We start from the raw sequence: 14671 nt of genomic DNA on the forward strand, positions 1-14671 counted from the left end.
CCCCAGGCAGCTGCTGATAATCGGGCCATGCCTCTTTACCCAGCTACCCCTAGCGCCGCGCCGCCAGCGGCTGAAACTACAGCCGCCCTGATGCTCTCGGGCGGCGGCGCCCGCGCCGCTTACCAGGTGGGGGTGCTTGAGGCCATCTCCGAGTTGCGCCGGGCCTGCGGGGCGCAGAACCAGCCCAACCCGTTTCCGATCATCAGCGGCACCTCGGCCGGGGCCATCAATGCGGCCTCGCTGGCCTGCGGTGCCGACCAGTTTGATGAGGCGGTGCGGCGTATTGCCCATGTGTGGCGCAACTTTCGCGCCGACCAGGTGTACCGAGCTGACTCGGTGAGCATGTTGCGCTCAGGCGCCAAGTGGATGACGCTGCTCTCCATGGGCTGGATGATTGCCAAATGGCGACGTGTCAAGCCGAAGTCGCTGCTGGACAACAGTCCGCTGGCGGAACTGCTCACCAAGATGGTGCCGCTGGACCGCATCCCCATGCTGATTCGTGATGGGCACCTGCAGGCGCTGGCAGTCACCGCGTCAAGCTACACCTCGGGCGAACACTTTACCTTTTACGAGGGAGACAAGCGCCTGCTGCCCTGGACGCGCTCGCAGCGGCGCGGCCTGCGCGACAAGATCACCCATGAGCACTTGCTGGCATCGAGCGCGATTCCTTTCGTCTTCCCGGCCATGCCGCTGCATGTGAACGGCGAGACGGCTTTCTACGGCGACGGCTCCATGCGCCAGTCGGCACCGATTGCGCCAGCGATCCATCTGGGTGCGCAACGTATCTTGGTGATAGGCGCCGGGCGCGTGCACGCGTCCAAAAAACCGGGCAGCGTGGGTGACTCGGGCGATTACCCCAGCTTGGCGCAGATTGCCGGCCATGCGCTGGCGAATATTTTCCTGGATGCGCTGGCGGTGGACATTGAGCGCATTCGGCGCATCAACCAGACTCTGAACCTGGTGCCGCCCGACATGCGCGCCGCCAGCAACCTGCGCCCGGTGGACCTGTTGCTGATATCGCCTTCGGAACGGCTCGATGTGATCGCTGCCAGACACGTGCACGAGTTGCCCGCGCCGGTGCGCCGCGTGCTGGGCAGTCTGGGCGTGTCGTCCCATGTTTCCGATGAGCACGGTGCGCCGTTGGCCAGCTATCTGCTGTTTGAGCCGGGTTACACCGGTGAGTTGATGGCGCTGGGCCACAAGGACGCGATGCGCCAGCGCGCCGAGATCTGCGCGTTTTTTGACTGGACCGACCCGCAAGCCGCGCCCAAGGCTGATCCGGGTGCCACAGTGCCAGCGCCTGCCTACCAGGAACGCCGCCGCGACCCTTTGCGCCTGCGCTGATCGTCCCGGCTTGGCCCGGCGCAGCGTTTGATGTCAAACCCGGCACGGCGACTGGGTGATGCGCATGCGGTTTCGAGATGAAAACACACGCGAAACGCACGGATCAGCACGCCCGCGAATGAAGGCGCGCGCCTTTCACCCCGAAGCCCGGTCGCATCACCCAATCACCGCGCCTAGCGCTCTCAGGGGCAGAATTTCTGCTGTTAACGACTCACATCCATTCTTGCCATATCCGATGCAGGCAACTTTTGACAGTCCTCCGCCGGCGTACCAAAACGCTCGCAAAATCAGTCGGGTGATGCGCTTTGCGAATGAAAGGCGGAGACCGCGCAGCGGGCTGGGGACACGTAGCAAAGCGTATCGCCCGGCTGATGGCGCCAACAGCATCAAATCGCCTCGGGCCCAGCTTGCCCGACTAAAATGGTGGGCTGATCCAGAAAGACCCCGCCCCATGACCCGCCAACTCTTTGTCACCACCGCCCTGCCCTACGCCAATGGCAACTTTCACATTGGCCACATCATGGAATACATCCAGGCCGACATCTGGGTGCGTTACCAGCGCATGATGGGCAACGCGGTCGATTTTGTCTGCGCTGACGACACCCACGGCGCGCCAATCATGATCGCTGCCGAGAAAGCAGGTGTCACGCCGCAAGAGTTTGTGGCCAACATTGCCGCGGGTCGCAAGCAGTACCTAGACGGTTTTCACATCAGCTTTGATAACTGGCACAGCACCGACGCCCCCGAAAACCACGAGCTGGCCCAGTCCATCTACCGTGGCCTGCGCGACAACGTTGACGGCACGCTGATCGACACCCGCACCATTGCGCAGTTTTTCGACCCGGCGAAAAACATGTTCCTGCCGGACCGTTTCATCAAGGGCGAGTGCCCCAAGTGCCACACCAAAGACCAGTATGGTGACAACTGCGAGAACTGCGGCGCTGTCTATGCGCCAACTGACCTGATCAACCCGTATTCCGCGCTGTCAGGTGCCAAGCCGGAGCTGAAAAACTCGGTGCACTTCTTTTTCAAGCTGTCCGACCCACGCTGTGTGGCATTTCTGGAGGAGTGGACGCAAGACGGCAAGCTGCAACCCGAAGTGGCCAACAAGATCAAGGAATGGTTCAGTGTGCGCACCAACCCCGACGGCACACAAAGCGAAGGCCTAGGCGACTGGGACATCAGCCGCGACGCGCCGTACTTTGGCATTGAGATACCTGATGCGCCGGGCAAATACTTCTACGTCTGGCTCGACGCGCCCATTGGTTACCTGGCGTCGCTGAAAAACCTGCTGGACAAACGCGCTGCGCTGGACCCGCAAAGCGCGGACTTCGAGGCCTACATGGCCAACCCCGAGCTGGAGCAGTACCACTTCATTGGCAAAGACATCGTCACCTTTCACACTCTGTTCTGGCCCGCCACACTCAAATTCAGCGGCCGCAAGGTGCCCGACAACATCTTTGTGCATGGTTTCCTGACGGTGAACAACGGCGAAAAAATGAGCAAAAGCCGTGGCACCGGGCTGGACCCGCTCAAATACCTGAGCCTGGGCATGAACCCTGAGTGGCTGCGCTACTACCTGGCCGCCAAACTCAGCGCCCGCAATGAAGACATCGACTTCAATGCCGACGACTTCATGGCCCGCGTCAACAGCGACCTGGTCGGCAAATACATCAACATCGCCTCACGGGCAGCCGGGTTTTTGAGCAAGCGCTTTGAAGGCAAGCTCGGTGAGGCACCTGAAGAGGGCGCGGCCTTGCTGCACCAGTTGCGCATTGAGCGCGTCAGCATCGAGCGCCTGTATGAAGAGCGCGAGTACGCCAAGGCCCTGCGTGAAACCATGCTGCTGGCTGACCGGGTGAACGCCTATGTGGACGCCAACAAACCCTGGGACCTGGCCAAACAGCCGGGGCAGGAGGTACGGCTGCAGGGCGTCTGCTCGGTTTGTATCAAGGCTTTTCGCATCCTCACCTGCTACCTGAAACCGGTATTGCCGCAGCTAGCTGCCCAAGTCGAAACCTTTTTGAACATCGAACCTCTGAGTTTTGGCAATGTTGGCGAACCACTGCAGACTGGCCATGTGATCGGCACTTACCAACATCTGATGCAGCGTGTGGACATCAAACAACTTGAAGCACTTTTTATGCCTCCAGCCCTTATGGAACAAGCGCTAACAGCTACTGAAAACGCAGCATCCAAACTGCCTGGTGGCGAAGCCATTGCCCCCACCATCAGCATCGACGACTTTGCCAAGATCGACCTGCGCATTGCCAAAATCGTGCAATGCCAGGCGGTAGCGGGCTCCACCAAGCTGCTGCAACTCACGCTGGATGTGGGTGAGCTCGACGACGCCGGGCAAGCCAAAACCCGCAGTGTTTTTTCAGGCATTGCAAGTTGTTACAAGCCCGAGGACCTGACCGGCAAACTCACCGTGCTGGTGGCCAACCTGGCACCGCGCAAGATGAAGTTTGGTGTGAGTGAAGGCATGGTGCTGGCCGCCAGCCATGCTGATGAAAAAGCCCAGCCCGGCATTTATGTGCTTGAGCCTTTCCCCGGTGCGCAGCCAGGCATGCGGATTCACTGAACCCGAAGGAAATCAAACGGTAAAAACTCAGAAACCACAGGGCTAGCATTTAATTACCGATGAGACTATTGATAGACCGTTCAGTTCATAAGGATACGTGCTGGTAGCGGATACTTCACCTGCCACATTTTTGGCGTCTCAGGTAACCCCTGATTTGTTCGGAGCTCCTTATGAAAAAAATGGTAATCGCTTCTGTTTTGGCCCTCGGCGCGGCTTTTTCTGTGCAGGCTAAAGACATCGTAGACACGGCCGTGGGTGCCGGAAACTTCAAAACCCTGGCCACGGCACTCACCGCTGCGGGCTTGGTTGACACCCTCAAGGGCAAGGGCCCCTTCACCGTCTTTGCGCCGACCGACGCGGCCTTTGCGAAGATTCCCAAAGCGGATCTGGACGCCTTGCTGAAAGACAAGGCCAAGCTCACCGCCGTGCTCACCTACCATGTGGTCGCTGGCAAAGTGATGGCGGCTGATGTCAAGGCGGGCAAGGTCAAAACCGTGCAAGGCTCTGAGCTGACCGTCACCACCGCTGGCGGTGCAATGGTGGACGGCGCCCACATCACCAGCACCGACATCGTGGCCGATAACGGTGTGATCCATGTGATCGACAGCGTGATCATGCCCAAGTAAGGTGACCAATGATGCGACGGCTGTTTTGCTTTTTTGCGGCGTTGATGCTCGGGGGTGCTGCGATGGCGGTTGAAGAACCCAAGTTTCAAGTTCTGGCCCAAGACAATGGGTTTGAGCTGCGTCAATACGCGCCGCTGATCGTTGCCGAGACCTGGGTCGATGGCGACATGGACGCCGCCTCTGGCAAGGGTTTCCGAGCCATTGCGGACTACATTTTTGGCAACAACACAACGCCCCAAACCGATCAAAGCAGCAAGATCGCGATGACAGCGCCCGTCACCGTGGAGCCACAGGCCCAGTCAAGTAAGCTGGCCATGACGGCCCCGGTCACGGTGCAGCCAGCAGGTGAGGCGCCAGGTTGGGTAGCAGCACAGCGCTGGCGGGTGCAGTTCGTCATGCCCAGCCAGTACACCCTGGAGGCGCTCCCACAGCCCAACAACGCCGCGGTGACTTTGCGCGAGGTGCCTGGCAAAACCGTGGCGGTGGCAACCTATTCCGGGTTCAACACCGAGAGCCGCATCCGACAAGAAACCCAGGCACTGGTTGACTGGATGCAAACACGCCAACTGGCTGCGGCAGGCCCGGCACAACTGGCCCGCTACGACCCACCTTGGACGCTACCTTTCTGGCGCCGAAACGAGATCCAGATCGAGGTCAAACCGTCCGGCCCATGAGCGCAAGCCAGCGCGGGGCGACAGAAACACGGCTTCACCCGCCGCCACGCTTACTGAGCCACTGCAAACTGGCCTGTCAACGGCGCTTTTTCGCACCGGATGCAGTGTGTGGACAACCAACAACTTTAAGCACTATTTGTGCCTCTATCCCATATACAACAAGCGCAAGTAGCTACTGAAAATATAGTAAGTTGACGGTTTGGTGCGCGTCGACATGATCACCGCCAAGGTCGGCAAAGCAGGTGGGGTTGTTCTAGAACCCTGGCCGTGGGTAACCTGATGCTCGCCACAGGTGCTTCTACCATGCAAGGTCTTGTGGATCTTCCACGAAAGGAACCACCAGACCCATACTTGATATTGCCGCCATCTGCCTCGTCGTGACCGCTTTGCTGGCCAGCAAACTGCATGTATCCGGCCCATTGGCCATGGTGGTGACCGGCTTGGTGGTGGGCAACCAGGGACGTGCACTGGCCATGTCAGACACCACACGGCGTTAGGTGGATATGTTTTGGGAGTTGTTGGACGAAATTCTCAATGCGGTTCTTTTCGTGCTGATTGGCATGGAGGTGCTGCTGATCGCGTTTTCAGTGCCTGTTTTGCTGGCTGGGGCCGTGGCCATTGCGGTGACTTTGTTCGCCCGGACGGTCACGCCTGGCTTGCCGGTGCGCGCGTTGGAGCATCGCTCTGGCCTGCATGCGGGTGCCTGGCGGGTGCTGACCTGGGGCGGGCTGCGCGGCGGCATCTCGGTAGCGCTGGCCTTGGCGTTGCCCGCCGGGCCCCACCGCGACACGGTGCTGGCGCTGACCTATTGCGGGGTGGTATTTTTCCACTCTGGCGCAGGGTCTGACGATTGGGCGTGTCGTGCGCAGTTTGAAATAGGCCGGCATTGAGCTTGCCCGAAGACACAGGGGTTTTCAGGCGACACCGAGCCGGTGGCCGTATCTGCGGTGGAAGGACCATGATGTCGCTTGCGCGTTTGGCGTCGACTCAGGCCGTTGTAAGGGCCTGTGCAGGCAATGATAAGTGGGGGTTCTATGCCGGAAACGCCGATGCTTTTCCAGTTATTGCATGTAACGGCACAAGCCTATAAACTGTTGCATGTAACTCAAAAGAGAGACCCCCAATGCTGCATGTCAATTTACGTGTTCAAAAGTACCGCGATGCGCTTCGTATGGCGGGGTTGCGCCCTGTGCAAATCTGGGTGCCAGATACGCGAACGCCAGACTTCGCTCAGGAATGCCGTCGCCAGTGCCGCCTTGTCGCGCAAGCGGACATGGCCGACCAGAACATGCAGACATTCATGAATGAAGCCTTAGCAGATGTGGACGGCTGGACGGCTTAATGCGTGGCGACTTTGTGACCATCGCTATGCAAGGCGACTTTGGCAAGCCCAGACCCGCCTTGGTGATTCAGGCTGACCCGTACGACGAGCACACCAGTGTCACCGTTCTGCCCGTGACAGCCGCGCTGGTTGCCGCGCCGCTATTGCGCATCACTATTGAGCCAAGTCCAAAAAACGGTTTGCAAAAGCCGTCACAGGTGATGGTAGATAAAGCGATGACCGTGAAGCGCGACAAGGTTGGCCCAGCCTTCGGGCACATTGACGCTGCAGCCATGATCGAGGTTGAGCGTTGTCTTGCTGTATTTTTGGGCATCGCCAAATAGTGGAAAACACTTGTTTGGTGACATGCGGGTGCTTTGCTGCTTCTGGCAGGATGTTCCGTAGCCGCCTTTCTAAGACCTTTGCACAACCCGCCGTCGCACCGCCTGCAGAATGCCGCGCAGAATATCAATCGGCTCCGGTGGGCAGCCCGGCACGGTCACATCCACTGGAATGACCTTGTCTACCCGGCCGCAGGTGGCGTAGCTTTCACCGAAGATGCCGCCTGTGCAGGCACAGTCGCCCACCGCCACCACCAGTTTGGGCTCGGGCGTGGCATCAAAAGTGCGCTTTAACGCCATCTCCATGTTGCGCGACACTGGGCCGGTGACCAGCAGCATGTCGGCGTGGCGCGGGCTGGCCACAAATTTGATGCCCAGGCCCTCAATGTTGTAGTACGGGTTGCCCAGCGCGCTGATTTCCATCTCGCAGCCGTTGCAGGAACCCGCATCCACCTCGCGGATGCACAAAGCGTCACCCAAAATAGATAGCATCTCAGCCTGTATGTGTGAGGGCTCAAGGCCTGAAACATCACCAATGTCAGGCGCTGCTTCGGTGCAGATGCCCACCTTGGCGATCTGCTGGACAACTTTCCAGATCATGCGGTCTTCCTCATAGGTCTTGCCCCGAGTAGCTCAGGTTGAACGACTTGTTGATGAGCGGGAAGTCGGCCACGATGTCGTTCATGACAGCGTGTTCCAGCACCGGCCAGTTTTGCCAGGACGGGTCGTGCAGGTGGCAGCGCTCAATGCGGTTGGCCTGCTCAGCCCCGGCGAGTTCCAGCGCCACGACAATCTCGCCACGCCAGCCTTCCACCCAGCCGGCGCCCCGGCTAGGCTGCGCGGGCAGCGTTAACGGGGTTCGCACCGGGCCTTCTGGGGCTTCATTGAGGATGCGCTCAATCAGGCGGATGGCCTCGGTGACCTCCTGAAACCGCACCGCTGCGCGCGCGCCCACATCGCCGCGCGCATGGGTGGCCATCACCACCCTCAAGGTATCGTAGGGTGCAAACGGGTGGTCACAGCGCACATCCCAACTCTGCGAACTGCCGCGCCCGGCCAGCCCGGTCATGCCCAGCTGCGCGGCCAGCGCGGGTTCCACCCGGCCAGTGACCAAGAAGCGGTCTTGCAGCCCGGCGTGGGATTCAAACACCTCGAAGAGCTTGCGCACATCAACCGCCGTTTCCAGGCAACGCTGCCACAAGGCGTCCCATCCGCCGGGCAACAAATCTGCTTTCACACCGCCGGGCACGATGCAGTCCATCATCAAACGGTGACCAAAAGCTGTTTTGCAGGCGCGCAGCCAGTCTTCCCGCAGCCGCGAAAACTGCGCCAGCGCAAAGGCATAGGCGACGTCGTTGCCCAGCGCACCCAGGTCGCCTAGGTGATTGGCCACGCGCTCGCACTCCAGCATCAGCGCACGCAGCCAAGCCGCGCGCGGCGGGATGCTGGTCTGGCAGGCAGACTCCAGCGCCATGCAGTAAGCCCAGGCATAGGCCACGGTGGAGTCGCCCGACACGCGCCCGGCCAGCCGGTAGGCTTCCTGGGCGGGCAGCTGCGTCATGTTCTGCTCAATACCTTTGTGGGTGTAGCCCAGGCGCTGCTCCAGGCGCAAAATCTTCTCACCAACGGCAGAAAACCGGAAGTGCCCCGGCTCGATGATGCCCGCGTGCACCGGGCCCACGGCGATTTCATGCACGCCGTCGCCCTGCACACGCACAAACGGGTAGTCGGTCAAGGCACCGGGCGCGGGTTCAGGCAAGGCTTGCGGATCTTGCAGCAGCGGGTAGTGGTCAGCCGCCCAGGCGCCGTGGTTCAGCCAGGGACGCTGGTCGCGCGCACCTTCTGCCAGCACACCAGACAGGTCGGCTGCCGCACGCTGCATGCGTGAGGCCGCCAGAAAGACGCCAGATAGATTCGGGTAGCTGCAGCGCCCATCTTGCACCTCCAAGGGCAAGGCCAGCCAGAACAGCCCCTCCAGCGTGGCATACGCACAAAATATGCTCTCAGCCCTTGTCCCACCTGCGTTAGAAGCTATATCTTTAATAGCTTTGCCAGCCCACAGTGTGATCAGTCGGCCACCGGCGTCACGCACCGTTGTAGCGGCGGTTTGCCACTGGGCTGGCGTCACCCGCGCCCAAAATATCGGCACCGGGGCTGGCAGCGCGACAAGTTCCAATTCCAGGCCAGGTAGCTTCATCGGTTCAACCCCCCAGCATGCGTGATGCCGCCACGTACCAGCCGTCCAGATAGGGCGGAATGTACAAGCCCAGCGCCAAGGCCAGCGCCAAGTGCACAAACACCGGAATCAGCGCCGGCGGATGCGCCAGCGGCTTAAGGGTGGATTCGCCAAACACCATCGGCAACACGCGGATCAGCATCGAGGCAAACGCCACGCCCAGCGCCAAAAACAGGAACGGTGTGGCCCAGGGCTGCTCACGCATGGCGGTGGTGAGGATCAAAAACTCGCTGGCAAACACGCCAAACGGCGGCATGCCCAGGATGGCCATCACGCCCAGCATCAGGCCCCAGCCCACTGCGGGGTTGACCTTGATCAGCCCGCGTATCTCGCTCATGACCTGTGTGCCGGCCTTTTGCGTGGCGTGGCCAACGGTGAAAAAGATGGCGGATTTCACCAACGAATGCACCGTCATGTGCAGCAGCCCGGCAAAGTTGGCCACCGGCCCGCCCATGCCAAAAGCAAAGGTGATCAACCCCATGTGCTCAATACTGGAGTAAGAAAACATGCGCTTGACGTCTTTTTGCCGCGAGATGCAAAACGCTGCCACCACCACCGACAGCAGGCCAAAGCCCATCATCAGTTGCCCGGCCATTTGGGTGCCTAACGCGCCGTCGGTGAGCACCTTGCAGCGCAGCACCGCATACATGGCCACATTCAGCAGCAGACCCGACAGCACCGCTGACACCGGCGTGGGGCCTTCGGCGTGGGCGTCCGGCAGCCAACTGTGCAGCGGCACCAGACCGATCTTGGTGCCATAACCAATCAACAGGAACACAAACGCCAGCGACATGATGGTCGGGTCAAGCTGGCCCTTGATGTCAGACAGATTGCTCCACAGCAACGTGGCGTGCTCTGAGCCCAGCGCCTTGTCCGCTGCCATATAGACCAGAATCGTGCCAAACAGCGCCAGGGCGATGCCAACGCCGCACAAAATAAAGTATTTCCAGGCCGCCTCCAGGCTGGCCGGGGTGCGGTAGACACTGACCAGCAGCACGGTGGTCAGCGTGGCGGCCTCCATCGCCACCCAAATAATTCCCAGGTTGTTGGTGGTGAAGCCCAGCAGCATGGTGAAGCTGAACAACTGGTACATGCTGTGGTACAGGCGCATGCGCGCTGGCGTCATCTTGCCGTGGTCTTGCTCAATGCGCATGTAAGGGCGCGAGAAGATCGCCGTGGTCAGGCTGACAAAGGCCGTCAGGGTGACGAGAAAGACGTTGAGCGGGTCAATGTAAAACTGCTTGTCCCAGACAAACTGCGGGCCGTCCTGAATCACCTGCATCGTCATCACACAGGCGGCCAGAAATGTCAGCAGACTGAACACCACGTTGATGTCTCGCGCATAACTGCGGTGCCCCACCAGCGCCAGCAGCATGCCGCCCAGCAGCGGCACCCCAAGGATCAGAAACAGCGCGCTCATCTTGAGTCATCCTTGAGCGTTTCCAGGTGGTGAATGTCCAGGCTGTCAAACTTTTCGCGAAGCTGGAACAAGAACACCCCCAGAATCAGCACGCCCACCAGCACGTCCAACGCAATGCCAAATTCGACAATCATCGGCATGCCGTTGGTAACGGTGGTGGCGGCAAACAACAAGCCGTTTTCCATGGACAAAAAGCCAATCACCTGCGGCACCGCCTTCGAGCGGGTGATCATCATCATGAACGACAGCAACACACACGCCAGCGCAATACCCAACGCGCCCCCGGCCACAGCGTCTGACAAGCGTGAAATTGGCAGCGCCAGGCTAAAGGCAAAAATCACCAGCGCAATGCCAATCAGCATGGTGGTGGGAATGTTCAGCAGCGTTTCCACGTCCCAGCGCACATTCAGCTTGCGGATCATGCGGTGCAGCATCCACGGGATCAGCACCACCTTGAGCACCAGAGTGAGCACGCCAGAGATGTACAACTCAGGTTGATTCGTCACATAGGCCAGCAAAAACGAAGCTGCTACCAGCGCCGCCCCCTGAATCATGAACAGGTGAATCAGCGACACGATGCGCCGCTGCGAAATCATGGCAAACGACAGCAACAGAATCAGCGTGGCGAACAGGTTGATCAGCTGCGGCACAAATTTGATCATTTGCCCCCCAGCAACACATTCACCAGCAAGCCAATCACCGCCAGCAAAAAGGCGGAACCCAGAAACTCGGGCACGCGAAAAACGCGCATCTTGGCACCAGCGGTCTCAATCATCGCCAGCAGCATGCCGCCCACGGCCAGCTTGAACACCAGCACCGGTAAAGCTAGCAGTAGCGCCAGCGGTGCATTCGCCTCGGCCACGCCCCAGGGAAAAAACAGCGCCAGCCCGATGCATGAGTAGGCGAACAGCTTCAGGCTGGCCGCCCACTCCATCAGCGCCAGATGGCGGGCTGAATACTCCAGAACCATCGCCTCATGGATCATGGTGAGTTCCAGATGGGTGGCGGGGTTGTCCACCGGCACCCGTGCGTTTTCTGCCAGCGACACCATGGTGAACGCCACCCCGGCCAACAACAGGCTGGGGTAGATGGCCAGTTCACGGTGCGCCAGGGTTTGCACAATCGTTGTCAACGAGGTGGAGCCAGTGATCATCGAGGCGCAAAACAGCACCATCAGCAGCGCAGGCTCGGCCAGAAAACCCACCAGCATTTCGCGGCGCGCGCCCAGCGAGCCAAACGCCGTGCCCACATCCATCGCCGCCAACGAGAGAAACACCCGCGCCAGCGCAAACAAGCCCACCAGCGCAATCGCGTCCGCTGCTGGCGACAGCGGCAAATCGGTAGAAATCGTCGGAATAATCGCGCTGGCCAGCAGCATGCAGCCAAACACCACATAAGGCGCAAACCGGTACAGGGGCGAGGCATGCTCAGCAACCAGCGACTCCTTGTTGAACAGTTTGTGCAGCATGCGGTAGGGCTGTAGCAGGCTGGGGGCCGACTTGTTTTGCAGCCAGTGCCGCCACTGGTTCACCCAGCCGGTGAGCAAGGGTGCCAGCAGCAAGGCCAGCAGCAGCGCCAGCAACTGTGAAAAAACGCCGAGCGCGCTCATCGCTTCACCACCAATAGCACCACGATCAGGGTGGCAAAGCTGTACATCAGGTACACCGCCATGCGGCCCTGCTGGAGCAGGCCGACGAGGCGGGAGATTTTTTCCACCAGCCGCGCCACCGGCAGGTACAGCCAATACCACAGCGGGTCTTCCACCTTGACGTTATAGGTGGGTTTGTCGTCAAAAGCGCTGGGCAGCTGCTTTGTGACGCGGAAAAACGGCTCAAAAATTTGCCGAATAGGTTGGCCAAAGCCTTCGGCCGTGTCTTGCATGCGCGCCGTCTGCCAAGGGTGACCGCAGTCCCAAGGTGGCACCCGGCGCAGGCGGCCGTGGTAGAGCCGGCGCACCAGCACAAACGCCAGACCAAAGCTCAGCACCACGCCCAGCAGGAAAATGACCGGTGCGTAGCTGGCGCGCTCGACGCTGACCGGCACCAGTAGCCAACTGTTTTCAGCCACCGTCTGCGCCAGCCCAGCCCCCACCAGCCCGTTCGTCACCGGATCCATCAACGCAATCACCTGGTTCGGAAACAACCCCAGCAACACGCAACCCGCCGCCAGCCAGAGCATGCCCAGGCGCTCCCAGCGGCCGGCGTCATGCGCTTTTGCGAGCTTTTCTTCACGCGGCTGGCCCAGAAATACCACGCCAAAGTACTTCACCATGGTGAAGCCAGACAGCGCAGCCACCAGCGCAATCAGCGCTGCCATTACCGGCACCAGCATGTCCAGAAACGAGCTGGGCAAGCCAGTGGTGAATAAAAAACTTTGCAACAGCAGCCATTCGGCCACAAAGCCGCCAAACGGCGGCAGCCCGGCACAGGCCAGCACGCCCACCAGGGTCGGCCAGGCCACCCAGGGCATGGTGCGAATCAGGCCGCCGAGCTTGCCCAGGCTGCGCTCGCCGGTGGCATGCAGCACCGCGCCGGTACTGCAAAACAACAGACTCTTAAAGAACGCGTGGCTCAGCATGTGGTAAAGCGCGGCGGTCAACGCCAAGGCGGAAAGGGCCGTCATGCCGTAGCTGGAAAACAGCAGTGACAAACCCAGCCCAGCGCACATCAGACCCACGTTGTCGATCGAGGAATACGCCAGCAGACGCTTCATTTCCACCTGCACGGTAGAAAACACCACGCCAAATAGCGCGGTCGACAGCCCCAGCCCCATCAGCAGCACACCCCACCACCAGATGCGCGTCTGCAGCAGATCAAACCCCACCCGCAAGATGCCATAAAGCGCAATTTTGAGCATAACCCCGCTCATCAGCGCCGACACCGGCGAGGGCGCGGCAGGATGCGCCTCGGGCAGCCAGGCGTGCAGCGGCAACAAACCGGCTTTGGCACCAAAGCCAAACACCGCCAGCACAAACGCCACCGACGCCCAGAACGGGTCCAGCTGCTGCGCCCGCATGTTGGCAAAGGTGTAGTCCCCGGTATTGGCCTGCAGCACGCCAAAACACAACAGGATGCCGAGTGCCCCTACATGGGCCACCAGCATGTACAGATAACCAGCGCTGCGGATTTCCGCAATACGGTGGTTCGCCATCACCAGAAAGAAGGAGGAAAAGGCCATGGTTTCCCACATCACCATGAACACATAGGCATCGTCTGCCAGCACCACCATCGCCATGCTGGCAATGAACACGTGGTATTCGAGGCACAGCAAGCCCGGCGGCGTGCCCTCGCCCTGACGGAAATAGCCGGCCGCAAAGGTTGACACCCCGGCCGCCACGCCGCCAATCAGCAGCAGAAAAAAGGCCGAGAGGTTGTCCAGACGCAGGTGAAACGGCAATTGCGGCAGGCCCAGCGGCAGCACGGCTACCTCCGGCGTGGCGTAGGCCGCGCTCAGCGCCACCGCCATCAACCCCACCGAGAAGATCGCCCCCAGCGGAAACAGCACCACCGCCACAAAGCGAAAGCGCCGCAGTGCCGCAATGCCAGCGACGCCGATCAACAGCCACGCCCCCACCACCACCAGCACCCAATCGAGGTGTGTCCACGTGGCGGCAAAGGTCAAACTGGGCATGAATCGATGACCTATTTTTGAGAAAAAGACGGGCTAATCAGGACTGACACACACTTGTACTGGCCAGCCGCACCGCCGCGGGCAGCACGCTGTGGACGTCAAGGCTGAACGGCGACGCTGAGCCGCTCTTGCGTCACCTGCGCGCATGGTACACCTTGACTTTTGTGGGGGCGGTCAAGCCAAGCAGGGGCAGCGCAGCGCCTTCGCTGTAGCATCTGACAGGCGCGTGCCTAAAATGCGTCAAATTCCGGACACACCATGAATCTTTTTTACCGCCCCAAATACGAATCCGAAGTGACCCAGTTCATCAAGGAACTGAAGGCCAAAAATCCGGCCATAGAAGAGGGGCAGCGCCAGGGTCGCAGCCTGCTGTGGGACAAGGCGGTTGACCGTGACGCTTGGCGCGAATTCCGCGCAGCGCAGGTGGCGCAGCAGCCCTATGTTTACCAGAGCCAGGCCGAATAGCAAGACTTTTTGGCTTGTAGCCCTTATCCA

General features: G+C 60.4%; 14 protein-coding genes. 8 read left to right on the plus strand and 6 right to left on the minus strand.

Annotated elements, in window-relative coordinates; all coding sequences use genetic code 11:
- The first annotated feature begins 27 nt into the window (after window positions 1-27).
- From BLL52_RS18230 to BLL52_RS18260, 7 genes are all read left to right on the plus strand, one after another.
- On the plus strand, window positions 28-1344 hold the full coding sequence (locus tag BLL52_RS18230) for a patatin-like phospholipase family protein (protein ID WP_075588133.1): 1317 nt from the start codon (window positions 28-30) through the stop codon (window positions 1342-1344).
- 451 nt (window positions 1345-1795) lie between these two features.
- Window positions 1796-3928, plus strand: coding sequence for a methionine--tRNA ligase (metG, locus tag BLL52_RS18235; protein WP_075588075.1), 2133 nt, complete (start codon window positions 1796-1798; stop codon window positions 3926-3928).
- 170 nt (window positions 3929-4098) lie between these two features.
- A complete protein-coding gene (locus BLL52_RS18240) occupies window positions 4099-4554 on the plus strand; it encodes a fasciclin domain-containing protein (RefSeq protein WP_075588076.1) in 456 nt (151 codons plus the stop codon).
- 11 nt (window positions 4555-4565) lie between these two features.
- The gene (locus BLL52_RS18245; RefSeq protein WP_241839281.1) at window positions 4566-5228 is read left to right on the plus strand and encodes an SOUL family heme-binding protein; all 663 of its coding nucleotides are present in this window, start codon (window positions 4566-4568) and stop codon (window positions 5226-5228) included.
- Window positions 5229-5731: 503 nt separating this feature from the next.
- The gene (locus tag BLL52_RS18250) at window positions 5732-6118 is read left to right on the plus strand and encodes a cation:proton antiporter domain-containing protein (protein ID WP_075588078.1); all 387 of its coding nucleotides are present in this window, start codon (window positions 5732-5734) and stop codon (window positions 6116-6118) included.
- A gap of 233 nt (window positions 6119-6351) precedes the next feature.
- Window positions 6352-6570: an antitoxin MazE family protein gene (locus BLL52_RS18255; protein WP_075588079.1), complete on the plus strand. Its 219-nt coding sequence runs from the start codon at window positions 6352-6354 to the stop codon at window positions 6568-6570.
- Entirely contained in the window at window positions 6570-6893 is a 324-nt protein-coding gene (locus tag BLL52_RS18260) for a type II toxin-antitoxin system PemK/MazF family toxin (protein ID WP_075588080.1), read from the plus strand. The genes BLL52_RS18255 and BLL52_RS18260 overlap by 1 nt, the downstream gene beginning before the upstream one ends.
- 69 nt (window positions 6894-6962) lie before the next feature.
- On the opposite strand, the gene BLL52_RS18265 is transcribed toward BLL52_RS18260, so the two are convergent.
- Genes BLL52_RS18265 through hyfB form a run of 6 tightly spaced genes read right to left on the minus strand, consistent with a single transcriptional unit; the run spans window position 6963 to window position 14176 of the window.
- Window positions 6963-7490: an NADH-quinone oxidoreductase subunit B family protein gene (locus BLL52_RS18265; RefSeq protein WP_198930661.1), complete on the minus strand. Its 528-nt coding sequence runs from the start codon at window positions 7488-7490 to the stop codon at window positions 6963-6965.
- Window positions 7491-7500: 10 nt separating this feature from the next.
- Window positions 7501-9087 carry a hydrogenase large subunit gene (locus BLL52_RS18270; RefSeq protein WP_075588081.1) on the minus strand — a complete coding sequence of 529 codons (1587 nt, stop codon included), beginning with the start codon at window positions 9085-9087 and terminating at the stop codon, window positions 7501-7503.
- A 4-nt stretch (window positions 9088-9091) separates the two neighbouring features.
- Complete coding sequence (locus tag BLL52_RS18275) at window positions 9092-10546, minus strand: hydrogenase 4 subunit F (RefSeq protein WP_075588082.1); 1455 nt, start codon at window positions 10544-10546, stop codon at window positions 9092-9094.
- On the minus strand, window positions 10543-11208 hold the full coding sequence (locus BLL52_RS18280) for a formate hydrogenlyase (RefSeq protein WP_075588083.1): 666 nt from the start codon (window positions 11206-11208) through the stop codon (window positions 10543-10545). The genes BLL52_RS18275 and BLL52_RS18280 overlap by 4 nt, the downstream gene beginning before the upstream one ends.
- Complete coding sequence (locus tag BLL52_RS18285) at window positions 11205-12155, minus strand: respiratory chain complex I subunit 1 family protein (RefSeq protein ID WP_075588084.1); 951 nt, start codon at window positions 12153-12155, stop codon at window positions 11205-11207. Before BLL52_RS18285 ends, BLL52_RS18280 begins: the two co-directional genes overlap by 4 nt.
- Complete coding sequence (hyfB, locus tag BLL52_RS18290; RefSeq protein ID WP_075588085.1) at window positions 12152-14176, minus strand: hydrogenase 4 subunit B; 2025 nt, start codon at window positions 14174-14176, stop codon at window positions 12152-12154. The genes BLL52_RS18285 and hyfB overlap by 4 nt, the downstream gene beginning before the upstream one ends.
- A gap of 258 nt (window positions 14177-14434) precedes the next feature.
- On the opposite strand from hyfB, the gene BLL52_RS18295 reads away from it, so the two are divergent.
- Window positions 14435-14641 (plus strand): DUF3460 family protein, encoded by a 207-nt coding sequence (locus BLL52_RS18295; protein WP_075588086.1) that lies wholly within the window; start codon window positions 14435-14437, stop codon window positions 14639-14641.
- Window positions 14642-14671 lie beyond the last annotated feature (30 nt).

This window comes from Rhodoferax antarcticus ANT.BR (assembly GCF_001938565.1).
GTDB lineage: Bacteria > Pseudomonadota > Gammaproteobacteria > Burkholderiales > Burkholderiaceae_C > Rhodoferax > Rhodoferax antarcticus.

Coding starts and splice junctions, on each gene's coding strand:
- BLL52_RS18230 (WP_075588133.1), top strand. CDS start 28: ATGCCTCTTTACCCAGCTACCCCTAGCGCCGCGCCGCCAGCGGCTGAA.
- metG (WP_075588075.1), top strand. CDS start 1,796: ATGACCCGCCAACTCTTTGTCACCACCGCCCTGCCCTACGCCAATGGC.
- BLL52_RS18240 (WP_075588076.1), top strand. CDS start 4,099: ATGAAAAAAATGGTAATCGCTTCTGTTTTGGCCCTCGGCGCGGCTTTT.
- BLL52_RS18245 (WP_241839281.1), top strand. CDS start 4,566: ATGCGACGGCTGTTTTGCTTTTTTGCGGCGTTGATGCTCGGGGGTGCT.
- BLL52_RS18250 (WP_075588078.1), top strand. CDS start 5,732: ATGTTTTGGGAGTTGTTGGACGAAATTCTCAATGCGGTTCTTTTCGTG.
- BLL52_RS18255 (WP_075588079.1), top strand. CDS start 6,352: ATGCTGCATGTCAATTTACGTGTTCAAAAGTACCGCGATGCGCTTCGT.
- BLL52_RS18260 (WP_075588080.1), top strand. CDS start 6,570: ATGCGTGGCGACTTTGTGACCATCGCTATGCAAGGCGACTTTGGCAAG.
- BLL52_RS18265 (WP_198930661.1), bottom strand. CDS start 7,490: ATGATCTGGAAAGTTGTCCAGCAGATCGCCAAGGTGGGCATCTGCACC.
- BLL52_RS18270 (WP_075588081.1), bottom strand. CDS start 9,087: ATGAAGCTACCTGGCCTGGAATTGGAACTTGTCGCGCTGCCAGCCCCG.
- BLL52_RS18275 (WP_075588082.1), bottom strand. CDS start 10,546: ATGAGCGCGCTGTTTCTGATCCTTGGGGTGCCGCTGCTGGGCGGCATG.
- BLL52_RS18280 (WP_075588083.1), bottom strand. CDS start 11,208: ATGATCAAATTTGTGCCGCAGCTGATCAACCTGTTCGCCACGCTGATT.
- BLL52_RS18285 (WP_075588084.1), bottom strand. CDS start 12,155: ATGAGCGCGCTCGGCGTTTTTTCACAGTTGCTGGCGCTGCTGCTGGCC.
- hyfB (WP_075588085.1), bottom strand. CDS start 14,176: ATGCCCAGTTTGACCTTTGCCGCCACGTGGACACACCTCGATTGGGTG.
- BLL52_RS18295 (WP_075588086.1), top strand. CDS start 14,435: ATGAATCTTTTTTACCGCCCCAAATACGAATCCGAAGTGACCCAGTTC.